Raw genomic sequence first — 23,723 nt, 5'->3', positions numbered from 1 at the left:
CTATACTTATCGGCGGCGGCTTGAGGCGCGCACCACCAGTTCGGGCCGCACGATCAGGCTGGCGGCGGAAGACGGGCTTTCCGTGCCGCCACGCTCGATAAGCGCGGATAAAAGTTCAAGGCTGCGCCGACCAATGTCGAATACGCCTGCCCGTAAAGTCGAGATCGGCGGCGAGGCGTAGCGCGTCACCGGAATGTCGTCGAAGCCGATCACCGCCACGTCGCCCGGAATCGACAAGCCGGCCTCACGCAGGGCCAGCGAGGCGCCGAGCGCCATCATGTCGTTAGCGGCGAACAGGCCGTCCGGCATGTCGTCCTGCGTCAGCAGGGCCTGAATGGCGGCATAGCCCGTGGCCTCGGTGAAATCGCCCGGCAGAACACGCGGTTCAAATCCCGCCTCGGCCCTTCCGGCTTCTTTTAGGCCATCGAGATAACCGCGCAGGCGATCCTGCGCCTCCAGATTGCTTTCGGGTCCGGCGATATGGGCGATACGGCGGCAGCCCTGTTCGACCAGATGCCGCACGGCCTCCAGAGCGCCGCCGTGATTATCGACCACGAGGCTGGGCAGGTCGGCCTGACCGCCGACGCCCCCCATCATCACCAGCGGCAGATTGACCGGCAGCTTGCCCGCCAGTTCCCCGGCATCCGCATAGGGTGCCATGACCAGCAGACCGTCCACACGCCCAGCCATGGAGCGAGCGGCAACAATGGCCTCATTGAGATCGCCGTGCGAACCCGACACCAGAATATGCAACCCGCCCGCCCGCGCACCGACATCGATGCCGCGGATGATTTCCGAGAAGAACTCGCCATAGATGTCGGGCAGGATGACGCCGATGGTGTTGGTGCGACTCATGGCCAGCGACCGCGCCGCCCCGTGCGGCACATATTTCAGTTGACCCGCGGCCGCCAGAACGCGCGCGCGCACCTCTTCGGTGACATTGTCGAGGCCGTTGATGGCGCGCGAGGCCGAAGCGATGGATACACCCGCCGCCTTCGCCACGTCATTCAGCGTTACGCTTGCCGCCATAAAAATAGCACCCTGTACGGTTCATGTAAGCGCTTACAGCGCCGTTTTGTGCTGTGTATGCGCTTAAAACAGCGCTGTCAATTCCTCAATGTAAGCGCTTACAGAGAGTGCGGCGTTATAGCCACACGTCGCTTTCGTACCCGGTGAAAAAAGGAAAGCCGTAATGAGTTCACCGGCTTCAGATAGGGCACGGCGGCGAATAGCCGCCACAACCCAGCCGCGCGGGTCGTCCTCGATATGTGCAGGACGATTGAAGACCACCGTCGCTCGGCGCTCCGGTTCGTAAGGCAGCCATTGCGGGATTTCGACGGTCTGCGGGTTACCGGTGCGGCGAACTGAATCAGCCTATGGCTCATCTGGTCGGCCACGCCGTGGCCCCTGCCCTCAGCACCATGCGGTCGGGCAGGTTGTCCCATGTTGTATCATTAGCGATTAGGGTGTTGCGCATGAAGGCCGCCGTCTCGCGCAGCATATTGCCGATAATCAGCGGCCTCTGCGCCGCTTCGTCCGGCGCGTCGGGATAGACGGCATGACGGTACAGGCTCTTGTAATTCAGCGGCGCGGCAGTTCTATCAGGCGGCGGTCTTCAGAGCCGCAGGCTGGACCCTGGCGATCAGGGCCCTCAGTTCCTCGACCTCCGCTTCGCTGAGGTCGCTGAGCGGTGTGCGCACCGACCCGGCGGAGCGGCCGATGGCCTGCATCCCGGCCTTGACGATCGAGACGGCGTAGCCCTTGCCCTTGTTGCGCAGCGCAACGTACGGCATGACGAAATCGCGCAGACCGGCCAGCACGGCGGCCTGATCCTCGGCGCGCACGGCGGTGTAGAAGTCGAGCGCCCAATCGGGGAGGAAGTTGAAGATGGCCGATGAATAGGTGGTCACGCCCAGCTTGAGATACGGCGCGGCGAAGGTTTCCGCCGTCGGCAAACCGCCGATATAGGTGAGGCGGTCACCGAGGCGCGTATAGATACGCGTCATCAGTTCGATATCGCCCACCCCGTCCTTATAACCGACCAGATTGGGATTGTTGTCGCACAGTCGGGCCAGAGCTTCATCCTCGATGATGCCGTTGTCGCGGTTATAGACGATGACGCCCAGCTTGGTCGATTTGCACACGGCATCGATATGGGCTTCGAACCCGTCCTGCTTGCCGCTGATCAGATAGGGCGGCAGCAGCAGGATGCCGTCCGCGCCGCTCTGTTCGGCCGACTGCGCCAGTTCGATGGCGATCTGCGTGCCGTAGCCGCAACCAGCGACGACCGGCGCCTTGCCATTGGTCTCTTCCACGGCAGCCGCAACCACGTCGCGCACCTCGGTCAGGCTGAGCGAGAAGAACTCACCCGTGCCGCCCGCGGCAAACAGGCCGGCCAGCGGCTTTTCCAGCATCCAGGCGCAGTGTTCGCGGTAAGGGGTCTCGTCAAAGCGGTTTTCCGCATCGAAATGCGTGACGGGGAAAGACAGGAGGCCCGTGCCAATCGTTTGCGCCATTTCCTTGGGGCCGATACCAGCCATGAAGACCTCCGTGTATTCGTCACTTTTTTTGATGCGGATGGCATAGTCATAGCGTCTTTGCGCCCGCTGCACATCCCGATGCTCAGACGCTAGCCATAAGCCTTGTCACGGTCCAAGCCAAAGGCGGCATCGATCGATGCGTGGAACGCAATGAACGGCGCAATCAAACCCTCCCAAAGGCGTGAAAACTATGCGTAACTGTCATTAATAAAACCCGCCCGGTGCGCAGGACCAAAGGTCAGCGATACACGAGCTGAATGAATACAGAGAGTGAAACATGCCCGACAGCGCCTCGCGGCCCGCCGCACCCACGGCGGTGGCTTCCGCAAAACCCAGTCATGTCCGCTACGCACTGATCGTCTTTCTTTTTATCATCACGACGATCAACTATGCTGACCGGTCGACCTTTTCCATCGCCGGCTCTGCGGCATCGGAAGCGCTGGGCCTCAGTCCTGTCCATATGGGCTTTATCCTCTCGGCCTTCGGTTGGGCCTATGTCGCCGCGCAGATCCCGGGCGGGGCGTTGCTGGACCGCTTCGGGGTCAAGCGCGTTTATGTCGGTGCCATCGCCCTGTGGTCGATCTTCACGGCGTTTCAGGGCTTTGTCGGTTTTATCGGTGGCCTGTCGATCGTCGGCTCGCTGTTCGTGCTGCGTTTCCTTGTCGGCCTTGCCGAAGCGCCCTCCTTCCCCGGCAATGCGCGGATCGTTGCGGCGTGGTTCCCGGCGTCCGAGCGCGGCACCGCCTCGGCCATCTTCAACTCGGCGCAGTATTTCGCGCTGGTCGCCTTCGCCCCGCTGATGTCGTGGCTGGTCCACGCACACGGCTGGCGCATGGTCTTCTGGTTCATGGGCGCGCTGGGCCTCGTCGCCGCGTTTTTCTTCGCCAAATTCATCTCCAGCCCGGAAAACCACCCGTGGGTCAATGCCGGTGAACTGGCCGTGATGAAGGACGGCGGCGCGGTCAGCATGGAGGCAAGGCCCCAAACGACAGAAAAGGGTGACAAGAGCGGATTCAGCTTCGTGCGCCTCAAGGTATTGCTGACCAACCGCATGCTGGTCGGCATCTATCTGGCGCAGTACTGCATCAACGTCCTGACTTACTTCTTCGTAACCTGGTTCCCCATCTATCTGGTCAAGGAACGCGGGTTGAACATCGTGCAGGCGGGCTTCGCTGCCGCCGCCCCGGCCCTGTGCGGCTTTATCGGCGGACTGGTCGGCGGCTTCCTGTCAGACTATCTGCTGAAAAAGTCCGGCAATGTCAGCCGCTCGCGCAAGGTGCCGATCTTCGTCGGCATGACGCTGGCTCTCGCCATCATCGCCTGCGCCTATGTCGATCAGGAATGGCTGGTCATCACCCTCATGGCCATCGCCTTCTTCGGTAAAGGCGTCGCGTCTCTGGGCTGGGCCGTGGTGTCGGACGTCGCGCCGCGCGACTATATCGGGCTGGCCGGTGGCGTGTTCAACATGTTCGGCAACACCGCCGGCATCGTCACCCCCATCGTCATCGGCTATATCGTGGCCATGACGGGATCATTCGACGGCGCCTTGATCTATGTCGGCCTCCACTGCATCGTCACCCTGCTGGCCTTCGGCCTGATCACCGGCAAGATCGAAAGACTGAAGCTCGACTGATGAACCGCCGCCAGTTTCTCCTTTGCGCCAGCAGCACGGCCGCTTTCAGCACACTGCCGCTGGCGTCCCGCGCCGCCGATCCGACCTCGGACTGGGCCGTCACCACCCCCATGGCTCCGCCGGAATGGGCGCTGCTGCAACGCGAGGCCCTGCGTGTGCAAAGCGAGGCGGCGGAGGTCTTCTACAACCGCTATTTCGATGAGCGCGGCTATTTCCAGTGCTTCGAGCGCTGGGGCGCCAATGACGGGCCGGACGACGCCATCGAAAACTGCAACGACTGGCCGCACCTGCACGCGCTGGGTGGCTCGGATAAGGTGCGAGACCTCTATCGCAAGGCCTGGGAAGGACATCTAAAGCAATATACCGAAGCGAAAACGATCGAAACGCCGATTGCCCGCGACGGCATGTATTACCGCGAATTTCCGGTGATGAACGACTGGCAGCACCTGTCCGAAGGGCTGTCGGTGTTCAATCTGATGGGCCTGTCCGATCCGCACGACCCGATGATTCAGGAACGCGCCTATCGCTTCTCCGGCTTCTATACCGGCGAAGACAGGAGCGCGCCCAACTACGACCCGAAGCGCAGGATCATCCGCTCGATGATCAACGGCTCGAAAGGCCCGTTGCTGCGCAAGGCCACGGCCCTCGACTGGGCCGGCGATCCGTTCGATCCGACGGGCTTTTTCATGGAGCACGGCGAGTCGACCTATCAGGAGACGCTCGACCACTATGTCGATTACACGGATGTGGTCGGCGACAGCCCCTTAAACCTTCAGGCGACCAGTCTGGTCATGAACGCCTACATGATCTCAGGCGAGCGCAAGTACCGCAACTGGATCACCACCTATCTCGACGCATGGATCGATCGGGCCAAAAAGAACGGCGACATCCTGCCCAGCTACGTCGACTTGAAAGGTCGCATCGGCGGGCCGCGCAGGGCATGGTGGGGCAATGTCTATGGCTGGGGTTTTTCGCCCATCGACCCGGTGACGGGCAAGCGCGAGGACCGCAACCGCGTGCCGCGGTCGATCGTCGCCTTCCTCAACGCCTACCTGCTGACCGGCGATGACAAATACCTTCAGGTCTGGCGCGATCAGAACGCCGCCATCAATGCGCAGGCGCAGATAATCGACGGCGTATCGCACACCCCGACCATGTACGGCAAGGACGGCTGGTACGGCTACAGGCCCGGTCCCTATCGCACCAACGGGCTCGACATCTGGTACATGTCGATGCGCGACGACGACTATCAACGCGCCGACACGAACCATCCGTGGATTCAATATCTTGCGGGCAAAAATTCAAACTATCCGGTAACCGCGTTGCGCGACAATCTCGATGCGGTGCGCCGCAAAATGGAGGCCGTGGCGAACGACACGACGACCAGGGACACCCGCCTCGCCGACGCCATGTTGAAGTTCAATCCGGTGACGGTGACGCCGTTGCTGCATCTGATGTGCGGGGCTATCCATATCGCGCGCCCGACCTGGTCGAAGACGTCTGCCCCCCAGGGCGGTGCTTTGCTCTATGCCCGCCTGCGCTATTTCGATCCGGTGAAGCGCCGCGCCGGCATCCCCGAAGACGTGGCGGCGCTGGTCAGCGAACTGAGCGACACGACCACGACCGTGACGCTGGTCAACACCCACCCCTTCCGGGCGCGCACAGTGACGATACAGGCCGGCGGCTATGGCGAACACCGCTTCACCGGCATGACGGTCAACGGCGAGACCAAGCCTCTGAATCGCAATCAGGTGACGCTCGACCTCGCCCCCGGCAGTGGCGCGACGATCCGCTTCGACATGCAAAGACACGTCAATGCGCCGAGCCTGCGGCATCCATGGGACGGGGCTTAGACCGTCTTGGGCGCAACCTCGGTACACAATTCCCGCACCGGCGTCAGGGCCGGGTTGGAGTTGCCGCGCCGCCAGACCATGTAAAGCTCGACCGGCTGTTCTGGTGTCGTGACAATATCGCGGTAGTGCACGTCGGAAAAATGCAGCCCCATGGCCGTGCGCGGCACGATGGCCACCCCCAGCCCAGCCCGCACCAGGCCCAGCATGGAATGTATCTGCGTCACCTGCTGCACATAGTCCGGACGCACATCGGCTTCCGCAAACAGGTTTATCAGCATGTTGTGGAAATAGCTGGCCCCTTCGCGCGAATACATGATCAGCGGCGAGCCGTCGAAGGCGCTCAACGTCAGTTCGCCCATAACCAGCCGCGCATCGCCCGACGGCAAGGCCGCGACCAGCCCCTCGGACACCACGCGCTCACTGTCGAACGCGTGCCGGTCGAGAGGTTGCCGCACGAAACCGATGTCGATCAGGCCGGTCTGCAGCGCTTCGACCTGCTGGTTCGAGACCATTTCGCGCAGGTCCAGTTCGATATTGGGCAGGCGCGCCCGCGCCTGCGCCACGATCTGCGGCAGGAAGCTGTAGCCCGACACCGCGGTAAAGCCGATGCCGATACGCCCGGCGTCGCCCTGAGCCACCTTGCGCGCAGCCAGAGTCGCACTTTCGGCCAGCCAGACGATGCGCCGCGCCTCCGGCAGAAAGACGCGCCCGGCGGGGGTGAGTTTGACGCTGCGGCTGGTGCGCTCAAATAGGGGCACCCCTAATATACGCTCCAGCACCTGAATCTGACGGCTGAGTGGTGGTTGGGTCATGTTCAGCCGCGCCGCCGCCCGTCCGAAGTGCAGTTCCTCGGCGGCAGTAACGAAGCAGCGGATCTGACTGAGTTCGAACATGCTTCCCTGTGGTCGTATTGTTTGACCTGAGGCTAACAAGCCCACCCTCCTCTGACAAGCAACGGAAAAGAAAAGGCACGGCTGCGGGAAGACGGCAGCCGTGCCTGGAGTTGAAGCCGGTCTCCGGGGAGAAGAACGGCGGCTTGGCGCAGGGGTACGCCGGGGAGGCGTCCGGACGGGAAGCGGCCGGACGACGTAGAAGATCAGAAGCTGTACCTCGCGCTCAGGAAAAACTGGCGTCCGGTGTGAGAGCGAACGTTCAGGCGGTTGGAGGCATCGACATACTGATCGTTGAACGCGTCGGTCAGGTTGATGCCTTCAAGGCTTAGCTTCAGTCTGGGCGTCAGGTTATACGACGCCTGCATATCGAAATTGGTCGTCTCATTGGTGCCGGCGACGCTGTTGCCGTCAGCGGCCGGAACCGCCGTCAGATAGCCTTCGCGATAGGCCACGGACCCACGCACCGAGAACTTCTCGGTCTCATAATAGAGGGTGAAGTTCGCCGCATTCTTCGACAGGCCGATGAGGGTCTGGTTGACGACCGCGGCATTGGCCGCCGTCGAGGTCAGGTAGTCGATGCTGGAGTCGACATAGGTATAGTTGGCCAGCACCCCGAAATGGGCCCAGAAACCCGGCAGGAAGTCGAGTTGCTGCTGGGCGTTGACTTCAAAGCCCTTCAACTCGCCGCCGGGGCTGTTGAACGGCTGGCTGACGTTGAAGATTTCGCTCGGCGAGGTATTGGTCGGGGTCAGCAGCGACAGCGGCAGACCGAGTTGGTTGAAAGGAATGCGTTCGACTACGGTCTGCACGAAGGTGTCGATCTTCTTGTAGAAGAACCCAGCGGCATAGAGTGAATTCAGGGCGGGATACCATTCCAGCGACAGGTCGAGGTTTTTCGACTTGGTCGGCTTGATGTCCGGATTCCCGCGCGAATAGGAGAAGTTCGAGCCCTGGATCGAGACATCACCCCCCGGCGTCAGGCCGGAGATCGACGGACGCGCGATGGTTTCGGCGGCGCTGATGCGGAAGACCACATCGTCGGTCAGGTCGGCGGCGAAATTGGCCGACGGCAGGTTCATGTCGTACGAACGCTCGGCTTCGACCATTTCGATCTTGAGATTGGCGCCCGAACCGGTGGCGGCATAGCCGGAGGACCACTGATCGGTCTTGACGTGGCGGATGCCCGCATCGCCGCGCCACGGCAGGCCGAAGGCGGTAAAGCGGAAATCGGCCTGCAGATAGACGCCGGTATCGGCTTCACGGACCTTGATCCACTGACCGCGCGCCGAAGAGTTCTCGGTGCCGGTCAAGGCGTAGATGCCGCAATTGCAGTAGATCTGATACTTGTCGGCGAATTTTTGCAGGTCAGGCGCCAGCCACGCCGTAGCGTTGCCGGCCGGGGCGTCGAGATTACGCCCGAAGCCGGAGAAGACCGTGGACACCGCCGCCAGATCGGCCGGCGACAGGGTGTCGGTGCGCGTCTCGCTGATCCGGTAGTAGCCGCGCGAGTCGAAGGTGAACTTGCGGTAGTCGATGCCGCCCTTGAGCGTAAGATTGTCGTTCACCTCGTATTCCAGATAGGCCTTGGCGTTGGCGAAGGCATTGGTGACGAAGTTCGGACGGATACGCACTTCCGAGCTGCCGTTGGTCATCGCCCAGTTGGCGGGGTTGGTGGCATCGAAGCCCAGAGTGATCGCCGGCATGCGCGAGCGGAAGTCGTAGCTGTAGCCCAGCGTATTGGCGCGATCAAAGGTGATGATGGTCGAGACGGGGTTGGAAAACTCCGACTGCGAATGGCCGCCGATAAAGCCGCCGCGCAATTTGTTGGTGAAATCGTGCGTCACGGTCAGGGTATATTGCGTGAACTCGGTCTCCATCTCGTCCCAGGCGGTCTGGGTGCGCATGTCGACATTGTCCATCACCGCCTGAACGATGTTTCGGCCTTCGACCGTACCGCTCTTAATGACGGTCTGCGGCTTACCCACGCCGCTGCGGCTGAGGCCGATGGCCTGAAGCTGATGCTCGCCGCGCGTCGTTTTCACGTCGGAATAGAGGACGTCGAAGGTGAGCAGCGTCTTGTCGCCGGGACGCATCTGGAACGAGCCGGTGATCCCCAGACGTTCGGTATGGATGTCGTAGCTGACATAGGACGGCAGGCGCGGATGGAAAAGGCCGGTCGTCGCGCTGGCGTCGTTGATCTGGGCGATGGTGTAACCGTTGATCGTCGAAGCCGTGTTGAAGCCGCCATTGGCCCCGCCGGCGCTCCAGCGCGTGATGTTCGCACCCTCTTCGAGGATATGACGCTTCTCATAGGCGACGGAGAATAACGCCCCCAGCTTGCCGTCGGCCCAGCGCTTGCTGCCCATCAGGGTGAAGCGGGGCTGCACGTCGCGGGCCAGATCGTTGTAGCTGGCCTGAGCCGACATGACGAACTGGTCGTCGCGATAATCGAACGGACGGGCGGTTTGCAGATCGACGGTTGCGCCCAGCGAGCCTTCTTCGACATCGGCGGAGGCCGTCTTGCGCACGCTCAAGGAGTTGAACAGTTCCGACGCAAACATGTTGAAGTCGAAACCGCGCGTGCGGTTGGTGCCGCCGGAATTGACCGTGCCGCCCGTGGTGGCGATGGCTTCCATACCGTTGACGCGGACACGGGTATATTCGGAGCCCAGACCGCGCACCGAAATCTGACGGCCCTCGCCATTGGCGCGGGTGATGGCGACGCCGGGAATGCGTTGCAGCGACTCGGCGAGGTTCAGATCGGGGAAGTCGGCGATGTCCTCGGCTTTGATGGCGTCGACCACACCGCTTTCGTTGCGCTTGGTGCGGATGGCGCTTTGCAGCGCGCCGCGAAAGCCGGTGACCACGACTTCGACCAGCTCCTCATTGGCCACAGGCGCGGCCTCCTGCGCCATAACGGGCGCTGCCAGAGCCAGCAACGCGATGATCGAAGCGCCACGCGCCAGACGGCGATGAGCCTTTTGAGCCCCTGTTGTGTGCATGTCCATTTTTCCTTGCCTGTGAGGCCGGATTTCGATGCGTTTTGCGCATCCCTGCCATCTTGTTATGCGAGGATATTAGGCCGCTTTTCCGTTCAGGCGCGAATCCCAATCCTGCATGAATCGATGCACGAAGTGGAATGAACGAATTCGACCCGGCCCGCGATTTTCCGCGTGCAAGTCCTTCCCACGTCAGCCTACAATCGATTGAATTCCGAACCTGCCGAAAGGAAACCCATGCTGTCGAGATGGCGATACCTGTTTTTCGCGCGACAGTGGGAGGCGGCCTTCGTCACGGCCGGTCAGCCGATGATCCATGCCGAATACGGTTTCGACCTGCGTCTGGAGCCTGGCGTCTACCCCACCCATCCAGACTTCACCTATTCCACCTCGATGATCCTGCAGGGCCTGCCCGACGACCTGAGCGGCAAGACACTGCTGGATGTCGGCACCGGTTGCGGGGCGATCGCCATAGCCGCCGCCCGGCGCGGCGCGAAGGTGCACGCCGTCGACATCGATCCCGCCGCCGTGGCGCTGGCCCGGCGCAATGTGGCCGCCAATGGCGTGGCGAACCGCGTCACGCTCAGCGAAGGCAAGGTGTTGCAGTTCGCGTCCGCACCCGACGTCCCCGAACGCTTCGACTATATCGCCGCCAATCTGTGGTTCCCCATCCGCCTGTGGGGCTTCAATCAGGAGCATCACAGCCTGATGCGCGTGCAGAAGCGTTTCCTGAGCCAGGTCTTCGGACTTCTGGCCCCCGGTGGACAGGCGCTGCTGGCGTCAGGGGCGTTTGCCGACAGCCGGGGCATCCGCGACCTGTTCGCCGAGGCCGGACTGACACCCGACATCACCACCCGGCGCGCCTGGCACAATGGCGGACGCATCGCCGTGAACTGGCATCTCTACAGATTCTGACAGCGTCTGTTGCGACCGATAGGCCACAATCCGCTCGCCCTGCGCGCACTGTAAAAAAACTGTCGCACATGCGGACTAAGCATCGTCCCATGCCGCCCGCCCCCGTCCCCTTCCCGTGGATCGCCGATGAACGCCAGCGATTGTCGCGCTTCGTGGCCGGCAAGGTGCGCGACCACGCCCTGCGCGAGGATGTGGTGCAGGAGACTCTGGCGCGGCTGGTCGCCTATGTGCGTGAGCACAAGGTCGATAATATCGCTGCCCTGGCCCGGCGCATCGCGCTCAACCTGATCAGCGACCATTTCCGCGCCGCGCGTCTGAGGCCCACGGAAGCCATCGACGACACACTGGCGTGCGACAACCCCTTGCCGGAGCAGGTTCTGATGCACAAGCAGCGTCTCGAAGCCTTCACCGACGCCCTCAAGGATATGCCGCCCTTGCGGCGCGAGGTGCTGATCCGACGGCGATTGCACGGCGAAAGTTGCGATGATATTGCCCGCAGCCTCAATCTTTCGGCCGACGCGGTCGAAAAACATATCCATCGCGGTCTGCGGCAATTGCATGAAACCCTCGCCAGGGCCGAACAGAAAAGAAAACGATATGACGCCTGAGCGCGCGGACCGGGACGATATCTTGTGGAACACCGCCGCCCGCCATGTCGACGAAACCCTGATCAAGGGCGAAAGCGACGCGGGTTTGCAATGGCGGCAGGCCGATCCCCGACACGAGGCGGCCTATCGTCGCCTGCTGCAAATCGGGCAGGATCGCGCCCTGCACGACGCACTGACGCAGTTCGACCGACCGCACGTCCATGACGCCCAAGCCCGCCCCCCCCTGTGGCAAAGGCGCGCCGTTTGGGGCGCCGCCGGCGCGGCGCTGACCGCCTGTCTGTGCATGGCGATCCTGCCGCCGGTCGTGGCCGAATGGACGACGCCCCTGTCCGTCTATAACACCCGCCCCGGCGAAACCCGTGAAATCCGCCTCTCCGACGGCAGTCAGGTGACGCTGAACGGCGGCTCGCGTCTGGAAACCCGCCTGACCGGCTACAAGCGTCAGGTGACGCTGAAAAGCGGCGAGGCCTATTTCGATGTGGCGCACGACGCCTCGCGCCCCTTCTTCGTCGGGCTCGACGGCGGGCAGGTGCGCGTGCTCGGCACCGAATTCAATCTCAGCTACCTGCCGCAAGGGATCGAACTGGACGTCTATGACGGCCGCGTGCGCCTGACCGGTAACGAGCGTCGCTACGGCGAATTCACGCGCGGCATGCGCGCCAGCCTGAACGACGGCGATGTCAAGCCGCTCACCGCCTTCGATCCGGAGGGCGACGACTGGCGCAGAGGGTGGATCGAACCCGACAACTGGCCGCTGGAGCGCGTCGTGCAGGCGCTCAGCCGTCAGTCGGGCCTGACCATCCGCTTCGCCGACGAACGGCTCAAGGCCAAGCCCATTCTGGGCCGCGTCAGGCTGGATGCCCCCGAAGCCCAGTTGGAGGCTTTGGCGCTGGTGCATGGTTTCAGCGTCGAAAGGCAGGGCGATGTCCTCGTCCTGCGCTGAGCGCGGGCATGACGCGTCATAATTAATTCATCAAATTCTTTGTCCGGTCGCGGCCATCGCCTTGCGTCTCTATCCCCGAAGCCGCCGCGACGGGATGGGCCTGAAACGGCGGCCAATGGGGATAAGACTGTGACCTTCAACCGCTTCCTTTGCCTTTCGGCCTCGCTGACGGCGCTGACGCTCGGAACCTTCACCGCCGGTATGGCGCAGGCGCAAACCGTCGCCGCGCGCACTGCCGACATCGACATCAAGGCCGGGGCGCTCGATTCCGCCCTGATCCAGCTTTCGCGCTCCACCGGCGTGCAGATCGTCGCCGACCCGACCCTGACCAGCGGCAAGCGCACCGCCGGCGTCAACGGCCATTTCAGCGTCGATCAGGCCCTGACCCGGCTGCTGAGCGGTCAGTCGCTGGGTTACACGGTCAAGGGCGAGGTGATCGTCATTCGCGCCGGTCAGGTGAAGACGGCCGCCCGCAGCGTCAGCGCGGCGACCGCAAAGGCTCAGGCTGCCGAGGCGTCCGCACCGGTGGCCGACGAACCCGTTGAAGAGATCGTCGTCACCAGCTTCCGCAACTCGCTGTCGAAGGCGTTGAACGAAAAGCGCCGCGCCACCAATGTCGTGGACGTCATCAATGCCGAAGATATCGGCAAGTTTCCCGCCAACAATATCGCCGAAGCGCTGCAACGCGTGCCCGGCATCTCCATCTCGCGCGATCGCGGCGAAGGCCTGTTCGTTCGCGTTCGCGGCCTTGGCCCCAATTTCCAGAACGTGACCATTGATGGCCGCAGCGCCGCCGTGAACGAAAACGTGCGCGATTCCGGGCAATCGGGCCGTCAGTTCCGCTTCGACACCCTCGCCACGGAAATGGTTTCGGGCGTCGAGGTCATCAAGTCGCCGCTGGCGGCCATGGATGAGGGTGCCATCGGCGGCACGGTCAATCTGCGCACCTTCAAGCCGCTCGATTTCAAGACCCCGACCTCGGCCATCAGCCTGACCTCGACCTATGTCGAGCTGGCTAAAAAGACCGATCCGAAGGTGTCGGGCCTGTGGAGCTGGAACAACGAAGACCGCACGCTGGGCGTGCTGGTTTCGGCCAATTACGGCGTCCGCAGCCTGCGGTCTGACCGCATCACCGGCGTGAGCTGGACGACGGGCAAGATCGACGTCAATGGCGACGGCGCGACCGACACCACCTATGTGCCGAGCGCGGTGCGCCCGACGCTGGAAACCGAGCGCCGCGAGCGCTGGGGCCTGACCGCCGCCGTGCAGTGGCAGCCGCGCGAAGGCACCGACATTTCGCTGTCGCACGTCTATTCCTATCTCGACGACTTCTATGACGAACTGACCTATTCGGCGGATTTCGTCCTTTCCAGCCTCGTGGCCGGCACCGGTCAGGTGCGCGACGGCGCGCTTGTCGGCGGGCGCACCACTTCGACCAGCACCCAGATCGGCCGTGAGATCGACTATCTGGTCCACGAAAACCAGCTTACCGACCTGACCATAAGGCAGAAGCTGGGCGCCTGGGATCTGAGCGGCAGCGTCTATGTGGCGCGCGCCTATTCCAACACCGATCAGCCGATCACCCGCACCCGCGTTCTGGGCAGTTCCGGCGGACTGGAATTCTTCCTGCCGCAGGTCGGCGATGGCGTCCCGACGCTCAACTTCCTGACCCAGAGCCTGAGCAACCCGATCCTGCCCTTCCGGCGTCTGGAATGGCGCGTCAACGACTCGCTGGACGAAGAAAACGCTGTCCAGTTCGACGGCAAACGCGCCCTCAACTGGGGCCCGTTCGCTCAGGTCTCGGCGGGCGTCAAGTTCCGGGACCGTTCGCGCCGCTATAACCGCCGCGACATCAACTTCACGCGGGATCTGAGCGGTAAGACGATCGGCGGAAACAACACCCTGTTCGGCCGCGACTATTACGACACCATCGCCTATGACGACTTCCTCGGTGAGGTCGGCGCCACCCTGCCCAAAACCTGGCTGAGCCCGAACCGCGACAAGTTCATGGCCATACTCGACATGTCGGCCATCACCAGCACCGCTCCGGCGCGCGGCGACCTGCGCAACTCCTATTACGTCGCCGAAAAGATCTCGGCGGCCTACGCCGCCGCCGATATCGACACGCAACTGTTCGGCCGTTCGCTGCGCGGTGAACTGGGCGTGCGTTACGCCGAGACGGAACAGGTCTCGCAAGGTCACGCAGACACCGGCTCCGCTGCCCTGCCCGTGCGGTTTGAAAAGACCTATCGCGACACCCTGCCCAGCCTGAACCTGGCCTATGAGGTGTCGGACCGCGTGCAGATCCACGCCGCCGCCGCAAAGGTGATCACCCGTCCGTCGCTGGCCGACCTGTCGCCGCGCCTGACGCTGAACTCTTCGGGCACGGTCTTCACCGCCGTCGGCGGCAACCCGCTGCTCGATCCGTTCGAAGCCAACCAGTACGACCTGACGGCGGAATGGTACTTCGCGCCGGGTTCGGCCCTGATCGGCGGCCTGTTCTACAAGGACATCACTAATTTCGTTTATAACCAGAACACCACCATCGCCATCGACGGTCAGAACTATCTGCTGACGGCTCCGGTCAACGGCGGTTCGGCCTGGGTCAAGGGCATGGAACTGGCCTGGCAGCAGAACTTCCGTTCGCTGCCAGCGCCGTGGGACGGTCTGGGCGCGCTGGCCAGCTATACCCGCACCGACTCCGAAGCCGCCTATTCGGCTACCCTCGTCGACAAGATGCAGAACGTGGCCGAGAACAGCTACAACCTGACGGTCTATTACGAGAAGAACCGTCTTGGGGCGCGCCTGTCCTATTCGTGGGTCGACGACGTACTGGCCTCGGTCGGCACCGGCGGCCTGGCCAGCCTCAACGACAAGGCCTACGGCTCGCTGGAAGGCAATTTCAGCTACAAGATCGACGATCAGTTCACCCTCGTCATCGAAGGCCAGAACCTGACCAACGAAGCCCAGTGGCAGTTCACCCAGAACGGACAGTTCGGCGGCTATACCTATAACGGCCGCACCTTCTCCGTCGGCGTGCGCGGCAAGTTCTAGACGTTTGTTTTGACGCGATATTATTGCCGAAACGAAGTTCGACGCCGTCAAAACTGCTGACACTTGCGGCATATCGCTCTAAACGCCAGTCCGGCCGGGTCGCGTATCTGATCCGGCCCTTCCGCCCTGCCGGTCCCTCTCCAGAGCCGGCAGGGCTCCCTTATGCTTTGAGTACCTCATGAAGTCCCTGCTCGTCTGCCTTTCGCTATCCGTCCTGTGCGCCGCGCCCGCCGTGGCGCAAAGCCCCGTTTCGGCGGAGCTGCGCGCCGCGCTTGACCGTGCGCCGAACACGAAAAAGGCGCGCAACATCATCCTGTTCATCGGCGACGGCATGGGCGTCAGTTCGGTCACCGCCGGGCGCATACTGGCCGGGCAAAATCGCGGTAGGGACGGTGCGTCGTACCGCCTGACGTTTGAGAGCCTGCCCTATACCGGCCTGTCCAAGACCTATTCCGCCGACAAGTTCGTCACCGACTCCGCCAACGGCATTTCGGCCATCACCACCGGCGTAAAGACGATCAACGCCGCCATCGGCGTCGATGCGACGGTCAAAAGCGGCGATTGCGCCTCAAGCCAGCGCGCACGGGTCGCCACCCTCGCCGAAATCCTGAAAACCCAGGGCAAGACGACCGGTATCGTCACCACGGCAGGGCTCACCGACGCCACACCCGCCGGCGCTTACGGCCACGTGCCGTCGCGCGGCTGGCGCTCGGACGCGGAACTGCCCGCCGATGCCGCTAAGGCCGGCTGCATCGACCTCGCCCGGCAACTGGTCGAAGCGCCCGAAACCACGCGCATCGATGTGGCGCTGGGCGGCGACCGCGCGCGTTTCCTGACCGAAGCTCAGGGGGGCAGGCGCAAGGATCGCGATCTGACGGCCCTGTGGCGCGCCCGCCCGGCGGCGGCTGTAGTGACCGACAAGGCGGCGCTGAGCGCGGTCGACACCCGTAAGACGAAAACGCTGCTCGGTCTGTTTTCTGAGGGTGATTTGCTCTCGGTCGTCGATCACAAGGGTCAGGGATCGACGCCGACGCTCGAAGACATGACGCGCAAGGCCATTTCGGTGCTGGCGCAGAACGAAGACGGCTTCTTCCTGCTGGTCGAATCCGCCTCTATCGACAAATGGCATCACGAAAACAACGCCTTGCGCGCCCTTACCGATGTCGACGAGTTAGACAAGGCGGTGAAGGCTGCGATGGAGATGACCGACGCATCGGAAACCCTGATCATCGTCACCGCCGACCACAGCCACAGCCTCACTCTAAGCGCCGGCTCGACGCGCAACGAGCCGATCCTCGGCCTGTCGCGCAAGAACGGCGTCGATGAACCCGACCGCAACGGCCAGCCGCGCCTGACGCTGAACTACGCCACCGGTCCCGGCGCGCGTCCTGCGGGCAGCCCTGCCCTGACCCAGGACGAGGCCCTGTCGCCGGACTTCCATCAAACGGCCCTGACGCCGATGTCAAGCGCCCAGCACGCCGGCGAAGACGTCCCGGTCTATGCCTCCGGCCCCTTCGCCCACCTGCTGAGCGGCACGGTGGAATCCACCTTCCTGTACGAGGTCATGCGCTTTGCGGCCACCTCCGATCGGAAGTAGGGTGAAACCACTTTTACCGGACTTCAGGATCAGCTACGAAAGGCGCAAACGCAGCAAAACCGGAGGCCGGAATGAACGTCAGACACCTCTGCCTGACCCTTGGATTCATCGCGGCCTCGACCTTCACGGTTCAAGCCGAGCCGGCCGCCTATAGCTGGAAGACGGTTCCTCTGGGCGGGGGCGGGTTTGTCGACGGCTTCCTTTATCATCCGAAGGCGAAAGACCGCCTCTATGTGCGCACCGATGTCGGCGGGTCCTATCGCCTCGACTTCACCACCGACCGCTGGGTGCCGCTGATGGACGGCTTCGGGCGCGACGACTGGGACTGCTTAGGCAATCTGGCCCTGGCCGTCGATCCGCAGAATCCCGATAGGCTCTATTCGACCTGCGGCCTTTATCTGACCGACGCCGTGCCGCAGGCGGGCGTCATACGCTCCGAAGACCGCGGTAAAACCTGGCAAAAAACCACCCTGCCCTTCCGGCTGGGCGGCAATGCCCTGGGGCGCGGCACGGGTGAACGACTGGTGGTCGATCCCAAAAACGGCGAGCGCCTGCTGCTCGGCAGCAATAGGGACGGCCTGTGGGAAAGCACCGATCGCGGACGTTCGTTCCGCAAGGTCGCGGGTTACGCACCGGCGGGCGTGACCTTCCTGCTGTTCGGCCAAGACGTGATCTATGCCGGTTCGGGCACCAATGTCTCGGCATGGGAAGGCTCGGCCGGCGGCGGCGTCTATCGCTCGACCGACGGCGGCAAGACCTTCGCCCTGATTCCCGGCTCGCCGTCCCTGATCCCGCATCAGGCGGCGCTCGATGACGCTGGCAATCTCTATGTCACCTTTGCCGACGGCCTCGGCCCGCACGGGGTCAAGAACGGCGCGGTGTATCGGTTGAACACGGACGGAAGCTGGACCGACATTTCCCCGGACAAGCCCGGCGCCACCGTGACCTTCGGCTATTCGGGCCTGGACCTGCAAGGCGGCGTGCTGGTCGTTTCCACCTCCAACCGTTACGCCAGCAAGGACGACCTCTATGTCAGCCGCGACGGCGGCCGGAACTGGAAACCCGTTGGACCGAGGGCCGAACACGCCTTTACCGAATATCCGTGGCTGGCCAGCTATATGACCGGCGATGACGAGGACGCCGGCAGCCGCCGCGATATGGGCCACTGGATGGACGCGGTGAAGATCAATCCGTTCAATACGGATGAACTGGTCTACGGCACCGGCTACGGCGTGTGGCGCACGCGCAACCTCTCCGCCCTCGAACGCGGCGAAGCCGTGCGCTTCGACTTCACCAACGCCAATCTGGAAGAGACGGTGGTTCTGGGACTGGAGAGCCCGCCCGACGGACCGCGTGTGCTGATGGCGGCGGGCGATGTCGGCGGCACAGCGTTCGACGATTTCAGCCGCAGCCCGACGAACGGCTTTTTCACCCCGATGAACAAAACCAATCAGTCGGTGGCCTTTGCCGCTTTAAAACCGAAAGTCATCGTGCGCTCCGTCGATAACGAGGCCGGGCGCGGCTACATCTCCTTCGACGGCTCGCAAAGCTGGCACGGCCTGTCTTCGGTGCCCAAGCCCATCGACACCGCCGACTGGCACGCCCACCGGGCGGGCAGGATCGTCATTTCCGCCAACGCGACCTCGCTGGTCTGGGTGCCGGAGGGGGAACCGGCATACGCTTCCCCGGACCTCGGCAGGAGCTGGGCGGTATCGAGAGGCTGGCCAAAGGCCGAGAAGGGACAGGAAGCCATTGCCGATACGGTCAGGGACGGTGTCTTTTACGGCTGGGATCGCCGAACGGGTACGGTGCTGATCAGCGACGACCACGGCGCGACCTTCCGGACGCTGCTCACCCTGTCGCCGTCCGAGGGCGGACAGCTACGCGCCGTGCCGGGCAAGGCGGGCGAACTGTGGCTGGCGGCCGGGGACAGGCTCATCCACATCAATGGCCGTCAGGCCTCTGCGCCTCTGAACGGCGTCGATGCGGCCTGGCAGGTGACCTTCGGCAAGGCCGCCCCCGGCGCGACCTACCCCACGGTTTTTATATGGGGCAAGGTGAACGGCGAGGAAGGCCTGTGGCGTTCGACCGACAAGGGGCAGTCGTGGGTACGGATCAATACCGACGCCACGCGCTTCGGGCGGATGCGGGCCATTGCCGGCGACCCGCGGGAATTTGGTGTGCTGTACATCTCACCCGACGGACGCGGGACCCTGGTCGGCAAACCGACAAACCAGAGCGATATGCCGTAGCGACGTGCCGTAAAGTGTAAAGGGCTTTGACGGAGTCGAACTTCGTTCCGGCAATAATATCTCGATAAAAACGAACGTCTGAATAGGCTCCAGGCCCATACCCTTTAGGGTCCGGACACCAGGATCGCCCCCCCTTCACATAGCAATCAGAATGGTCAAGGCTGCCGACAAGCTTGATTCCAGCGCGGCACGTGAATTTTTGGATCCTCGTGCCGGAAAATAGCTGGCCTTTTCTCCATATCCGGACTGTGATTCTTACATTTTCGGGCCGAGTCGAAACGTCACAAGATGTTAACAACAACGAAGAGATACCGGCCCCGGGCGGCATGTAGTTAACGCTTGAGCGCCCCCTATTGAGGTACACTCATCGGTACGCCATACTCCCACTATGCAAATCAACCGTTCTGACCTCCTGGATTTCAGCCATTTCCTTGCGATAGCCAGACATGGGAACTTTCGCCTCGCCGGTCTTGAGCAAGGTGTCACCGCGTCGGCGCTGAGTCACTCACTGAAGGGATTGGAGGCACGCCTTGGCGTCCGGCTATTGAATCGGACCAGCCGTAGCGTGACGCTCACCGCCGCCGGCGAAGAGCTCTTCGCTTCCATTAGCGAGCCCTTTCAAGCCATTGGCTTGGCTGTGGAGGGATTGAATCGTTTCCGCGCAGAGCCTGCAGGTCGAATAAGGCTCAATGTGCTGGAAGAGGCGAGCACCTTACTCCTCGCCCCTGTGTTGCCTATATTCTTCAAGCGCTATCCCGCCGTCGAACTCGAAGTCAGTGTCTCGAACCGCATGGTCGACATTGTCGGCGAAGGGTTCGACGCTGGCATCAGGTGGGGCGGCACCGTCCCCGACGACATGATCGCCCGGCGCCTGTCCGCCGATGTTCGGTGGGTTGTCGTTGGGTCTCCCAAATACCTAGAAAAGACTGGCATACCGAAAGTCCCCGAAGACCTGCTCTCGCATCAGGGCGTCAGAATTCGACTTGGCAATGGCGGACGCTATGATTGGGAACTTGAAGGCAAGGGTCGGGAAATCGCGCTTGATGTCCCCGGCCCAATCACGATCGACAATACGCAGTTCACACTTCAACTGGTGAGTCGGGGCGGCGGGCTGGCCTACCTGCCAGAGCCGACGGTAATCCCCTACGTCCAGAGGGGGGAACTGGTCCGCGTGCTCGATGATTGGGCCCCCTTGGGTCCTGGACTGCATATGTACTATTCCGGGCGCCATCAGGTGCCCACGGGATTGCGTCTGTTGATAGACATTATCCGGGAACTCCAGCCGCTGGGGCTGTGAAGGCACAGCGATGAATTTGATTCACTGGCGCATCAAGCTATTGGCCGCTTATTCGACGGATGCAACCTGATTATCTTCATCAAGGACGCGTCCAGTGTCCTTTTCGATGACGAGTTAGCACGTTCGATAGCTCCAACACCAAGGCTCCAGTCATAGACGGCATTGCCGCAAAGCGGGCAGCGCGCTGACGCCCATCCCTTTAACCCACACTAAGCACCCCGTTCACCTGAGGAAACATGTCCGAACACACCCGTTACGATAACCCCGCAATTTCTAGCCGGCGTCGCCTCCTGCAAGCTTCCGCAGCAGGCGTCGTCATCGCCGCGGCCACTTCTATTATGGCTACAACCGCAAAGGCTCAAACTATGTCACAAGACTGGGATAAGGTTTTCCCTCGCAGTAACCAGGTCGATCACCAGAAGGTCACGTTCAAGACTCGTTATGGCCTCACCCTTGTCGGCGATCTCTATCTGCCCAAGACTCGTGGAACTGATAAGCTGGCCGCGATTGCCGTCAGTGGTCCGTTTGGCGCGGTAAAGGAGCAATCCTCCGGGCTGTACGCCCAGACCATGGCCGAACGCGGATTTGCGACGCTTGCGTTCGATCCGTCCTTCACGGGCGAGAGCAGCGGCGAGCCTCGCAATGTGGCGTCCCCGGATATCAATACCGAGGACTTCAGCGCTGCTGTGGATTTCCTGGGGCTGCATCCCGCCGTCGATCGCGAACGGATCGGCGTCATCGGCATCTGCGGATGGGGCGGCATGGCGCTCAATGCCGCCGCCGTGGACAAGCGCGTCAAGGCCGTGGTGGCCAGCACCATGTACGATATGACGCGCGTTATGTCGAAAGGTTACAACGATAGTGTGACGCTGGAGCAGCGAACGCAAACGCTTGAACACCTAAGCCGCCAACGTTGGGCAGACGCCGAAACGGGGATGCCCGCCTTCCAACCCGCCTACAATAAGCTCAAGGGCGGCGAACCGCAATTTATGGTCGATTACCATGACTACTACATGACGCGACGAGGTTATCACGCGCGAGCCGTAAATTCCGGGAATGCCTGGACGATCACCACGCCCCTATCCTTTATGAATATGCCGCTGCTTTCATACATTAAGGAGATATCGCCACGTCCGGTGCTCCTCGTCCACGGTGAGAAAGCGCATTCGCGTTACTTTAGTGAAACCGCGTATGCGGCGGCGGCGGAACCGAAGGAACTGCTGATTATTCCGGGCGCCAGCCACGTCGATCTTTATGATCGGCTCGACATTATTCCGTTCGACAAGCTGACGGCGTTCTTCACTGAGACACTCGTCTGAGCGAGGACACCTGCGAATCTCGCTGAATGTATCAATCCAAGTGCGGGGCCAAGATATCTTCTCTTGGCCCTATTCGGCTTGGAAACGGATCGAGACCACGACTTCATCGGCGCGTCCAATGCGGCCGGCAAGAGCGCGCTTTTGCACGCCCTTCCGAAGCTGTTAGGGGTCACACGCGCTGCGAACGGTTATCCCGATCTCCATTTCGCGCGCTTCATCCTGCTCTTTGAAGGCGATTCCGAACGGATCGTTCTTCCCGAAGTCGCCCGCGCTCTGGAACTGCTTGTTGATACGGCGTTTGTCGCCACGGTTCCCCTCGGTGGCGGTCGCGGCGGATCGGCTCGCTGAGGCCAAGGACATGGATGCCATGGATCGGTGGATCACAGCTGAGGCCACCCCAACAGTTAAGATGAAGCGTATGCGTATATTGTGCGCGAAAGGAATAGGTTTTGGATGTGATTTGACAGTCCAAGTGTGCGTCCGCAACCCTTAGCCTATCGAGCCGGTCACTCTCAGCGGAAATCAACAGTCAGACAATATTTAGGCGTCAGTTTCTCGCGATCGCATCGTATCAAGACGATACTCTGCCAATAAGGAAGGCTCTCGGGCGCAATGAGTTTTTCGCCAGATCTAGGGGTAGAGGAGCGCCTGATGCAACTTGCCGCGTCAGGTGACGAAAAGGCCTTTCGTCAATTAACCCGATCCGCGATGCCCCAGGCTCTGCGCGTTGCCCGCAACGTTTTTTCGAGCCGCGAGGCCGCAGACATTATGGAAACAAATGATGTCGCATTCCAACAGTTGCTCGCCAGAGCCCGGACGGCGTTAAAAGCGAAAGTGATGGATAGCGAATGGGAGTTCAAATGACCGAGGATGAATTCATCGACATGGCTCAGGCGTTTGGTGGCAATATCGATCGCTGGCCTGAGGCTGTGCAAGGTCCCGCCAGACTGTGCCTGGACCGGGTCCCTGGGTTGCAGGCATACTTGGCCGCCGAGCAAGGTCTTGACGATTTGTTCAGCGTGGCGGGCTTCAGCCATCCGACGGCGCCTCAGACCATAAGGATGGAAGCGGCCCTTTTTGACGCGCTTGATCAGGTTAGCGCGAAGCGCTTCGCATGGTCCTGCCCGCTCCGGCAAACCCTCTGGCCCGCCGTGGCGTATCCGACCGCAGCCATTGCTGGCGTCCTTTTCGCCCTGGCCCTGCCTTTAGGAGAGACGTCGCGTTCTGTTGCAAACACGTCGATACTGGCCGCCGCCTTCGAGATTGAACCCATGGATCTCGGTCTCAGCCTGGGAGTTTTACCATGAAACGCTATAAAACCCTGATCCTCAGTCTGTCCCTTGGTCTCAATGTCTTTTTGATCGCCTGCGGCGCAACCCTGTGGATACGGCATAAGATGCCGCCACCGTTCGCCACCCCGGAGCAGATTGAACAAGCCGTGCTCGCGCCGCTGCAAGGGCAGGATCGCTTGGCTATGGAGCGCGCGTTTGCGAGCCGAAAGACCCAGATTGAAGACGCGAGGCAAAACTACAGGAGATCTCTGCGCCGCGCGATCACCATCGTTGCTCAGCCGGACCTTGATGTTCCGGCGCTCCGCCGTGAGGCCGCGACGGCAAAGGCCGCCCGCTCGGAGATGACGGGGTTGATGGTTGATGCGATGCTGGAAGGCGTAGAACACATGAGCCCGCAGGGCCGCCGCGGGCTTTTAAGCGCCGCACCTGCAAGACAAACCAGCCCTCGTACCGGCGATAATGCGGGAAATCCCAACTAAGATCGGGTTTCGCCGTCAGATAGGCGCTGCGGGGGCGTATCATGGATCC

The 23,723-nt window shown here is 62.2% G+C and carries 18 protein-coding genes; 14 read left to right on the top strand and 4 right to left on the bottom strand.

Translation table 11 applies throughout. The features are described from left to right. Positions 1 to 6: 6 nt before the first annotated feature. The gene (locus tag LH365_RS16575; protein ID WP_226745669.1) at positions 7 to 1,029 is read right to left on the bottom strand and encodes a LacI family DNA-binding transcriptional regulator; all 1,023 of its coding nucleotides are present in this window, start codon (positions 1,027 to 1,029) and stop codon (positions 7 to 9) included. A 572-nt stretch (positions 1,030 to 1,601) separates the two neighbouring features. Continuing rightward, entirely contained in the window at positions 1,602 to 2,540 is a 939-nt protein-coding gene (gene kdgD / locus LH365_RS16570; protein WP_226745668.1) for a 5-dehydro-4-deoxyglucarate dehydratase, read from the bottom strand. Between the two features lie 277 nt (positions 2,541 to 2,817). On the opposite strand from kdgD, the gene LH365_RS16565 reads away from it, so the two are divergent. Continuing rightward, positions 2,818 to 4,173 carry an MFS transporter gene (locus LH365_RS16565; RefSeq protein WP_226745667.1) on the top strand — a complete coding sequence of 452 codons (1,356 nt, stop codon included), beginning with the start codon at positions 2,818 to 2,820 and terminating at the stop codon, positions 4,171 to 4,173. Beyond that, positions 4,173 to 6,026 carry a hypothetical protein gene (locus LH365_RS16560; protein WP_226745666.1) on the top strand — a complete coding sequence of 618 codons (1,854 nt, stop codon included), beginning with the start codon at positions 4,173 to 4,175 and terminating at the stop codon, positions 6,024 to 6,026. The genes LH365_RS16565 and LH365_RS16560 overlap by 1 nt, the downstream gene beginning before the upstream one ends. Here the strand turns inward: LH365_RS16560 and LH365_RS16555 are convergent. After that, entirely contained in the window at positions 6,023 to 6,919 is an 897-nt protein-coding gene (locus LH365_RS16555; RefSeq protein WP_226745665.1) for a LysR family transcriptional regulator, read from the bottom strand. The two genes, LH365_RS16560 and LH365_RS16555, sit on opposite strands and share 4 nt — an antisense overlap. A 203-nt stretch (positions 6,920 to 7,122) precedes the next feature. Next, positions 7,123 to 9,921 carry a TonB-dependent receptor gene (locus LH365_RS16550; RefSeq protein WP_226745664.1) on the bottom strand — a complete coding sequence of 933 codons (2,799 nt, stop codon included), beginning with the start codon at positions 9,919 to 9,921 and terminating at the stop codon, positions 7,123 to 7,125. 234 nt (positions 9,922 to 10,155) lie between these two features. On the opposite strand from LH365_RS16550, the gene LH365_RS16545 reads away from it, so the two are divergent. The 12 genes from LH365_RS16545 to LH365_RS16490 all read left to right on the top strand — a co-directional run bounded on the left by LH365_RS16545 (position 10,156) and on the right by LH365_RS16490 (position 23,674). Continuing rightward, positions 10,156 to 10,833, top strand: a complete 678-nt coding sequence (locus LH365_RS16545; protein ID WP_226745663.1) for a 50S ribosomal protein L11 methyltransferase — start codon at positions 10,156 to 10,158, stop codon at positions 10,831 to 10,833. An 89-nt stretch (positions 10,834 to 10,922) separates the two neighbouring features. Continuing rightward, complete coding sequence (locus LH365_RS16540) at positions 10,923 to 11,441, top strand: RNA polymerase sigma factor (protein WP_226745662.1); 519 nt, start codon at positions 10,923 to 10,925, stop codon at positions 11,439 to 11,441. Continuing rightward, on the top strand, positions 11,431 to 12,384 hold the full coding sequence (locus tag LH365_RS16535) for a FecR family protein (RefSeq protein WP_226745661.1): 954 nt from the start codon (positions 11,431 to 11,433) through the stop codon (positions 12,382 to 12,384). Before LH365_RS16540 ends, LH365_RS16535 begins: the two co-directional genes overlap by 11 nt. Before the next feature lie 129 nt (positions 12,385 to 12,513). Next, positions 12,514 to 15,438 (top strand): TonB-dependent receptor, encoded by a 2,925-nt coding sequence (locus LH365_RS16530; protein WP_226745660.1) that lies wholly within the window; start codon positions 12,514 to 12,516, stop codon positions 15,436 to 15,438. A gap of 178 nt (positions 15,439 to 15,616) precedes the next feature. Beyond that, positions 15,617 to 17,035, top strand: a complete 1,419-nt coding sequence (locus LH365_RS16525; protein ID WP_226745659.1) for an alkaline phosphatase — start codon at positions 15,617 to 15,619, stop codon at positions 17,033 to 17,035. 71 nt (positions 17,036 to 17,106) lie between these two features. Further along, the gene (locus LH365_RS16520; RefSeq protein WP_226745658.1) at positions 17,107 to 19,287 is read left to right on the top strand and encodes an exo-alpha-sialidase; all 2,181 of its coding nucleotides are present in this window, start codon (positions 17,107 to 17,109) and stop codon (positions 19,285 to 19,287) included. Between the two features lie 388 nt (positions 19,288 to 19,675). Further along, positions 19,676 to 20,584, top strand: a complete 909-nt coding sequence (locus LH365_RS16515; protein ID WP_226745657.1) for a LysR family transcriptional regulator — start codon at positions 19,676 to 19,678, stop codon at positions 20,582 to 20,584. Positions 20,585 to 20,820: 236 nt separating this feature from the next. After that, complete coding sequence (locus LH365_RS16510; RefSeq protein WP_226745656.1) at positions 20,821 to 21,903, top strand: alpha/beta hydrolase; 1,083 nt, start codon at positions 20,821 to 20,823, stop codon at positions 21,901 to 21,903. Positions 21,904 to 21,966: 63 nt separating this feature from the next. Next, the gene (locus LH365_RS16505) at positions 21,967 to 22,251 is read left to right on the top strand and encodes a TOPRIM nucleotidyl transferase/hydrolase domain-containing protein (RefSeq protein ID WP_226745655.1); all 285 of its coding nucleotides are present in this window, start codon (positions 21,967 to 21,969) and stop codon (positions 22,249 to 22,251) included. Positions 22,252 to 22,554: 303 nt separating this feature from the next. Beyond that, positions 22,555 to 22,767 carry a hypothetical protein gene (locus LH365_RS16500; RefSeq protein WP_226745654.1) on the top strand — a complete coding sequence of 71 codons (213 nt, stop codon included), beginning with the start codon at positions 22,555 to 22,557 and terminating at the stop codon, positions 22,765 to 22,767. Further along, complete coding sequence (locus LH365_RS16495) at positions 22,764 to 23,210, top strand: hypothetical protein (RefSeq protein WP_226745653.1); 447 nt, start codon at positions 22,764 to 22,766, stop codon at positions 23,208 to 23,210. Before LH365_RS16500 ends, LH365_RS16495 begins: the two co-directional genes overlap by 4 nt. Next, positions 23,207 to 23,674 (top strand): periplasmic heavy metal sensor, encoded by a 468-nt coding sequence (locus tag LH365_RS16490; RefSeq protein WP_226745652.1) that lies wholly within the window; start codon positions 23,207 to 23,209, stop codon positions 23,672 to 23,674. The genes LH365_RS16495 and LH365_RS16490 overlap by 4 nt, the downstream gene beginning before the upstream one ends. The last annotated feature ends 49 nt before the right edge of the window (positions 23,675 to 23,723 follow it).

Source organism: Asticcacaulis sp. AND118 (genome assembly GCF_020535245.1).
GTDB lineage: Bacteria > Pseudomonadota > Alphaproteobacteria > Caulobacterales > Caulobacteraceae > Asticcacaulis.
This window is presented reverse-complemented; position numbering and strand designations above follow the sequence as displayed.